Source organism: Klebsiella sp. 141153 (assembly GCF_032601995.1).
Lineage (GTDB): Bacteria > Pseudomonadota > Gammaproteobacteria > Enterobacterales > Enterobacteriaceae > Klebsiella > Klebsiella aerogenes.
On the sequence record NZ_JAQIRJ010000047.1, the window covers coordinates 1 to 284 of the forward strand.

Consider the following 284-nt stretch of genomic DNA (forward strand, 5'->3'; position numbering starts at 1 on the left):
TCGGTGCGCCAGGCGGTGATCCAGCTCAGCTGGTCCGCCAGCATCACCTCCAGCGCTTTGGCCTTCAGCGGCACATACACCGGATCCGGCAGTTTGCCCAGCGGACCGTTCTCCGGCGGCTTCGCGGCGGCGGCCGCAGCTTTCGCCTTATCGCTATCCGCCTTGTCGTGAGCCGCCTTCAGCGCGGCGACCGGATCCCGGCCCTGAGCCACGGCGATGGCCACCACCTCCGCCTCGTTGACGGCCGGCGTTTCGGTCTTCGCCCCCGCCTGCTGCGCCCCGGC

General features: G+C 70.8%; 1 protein-coding gene. It reads right to left on the bottom strand.

Going from position 1 to position 284, the window contains the following annotated elements; translation table 11 throughout:
- On the bottom strand, positions 1-227 hold a 227-nt coding region (locus PGS10_RS25005), incomplete at its 3' end, for a hypothetical protein (protein ID WP_316423651.1).
- Positions 228-284: the final 57 nt, after the last annotated feature.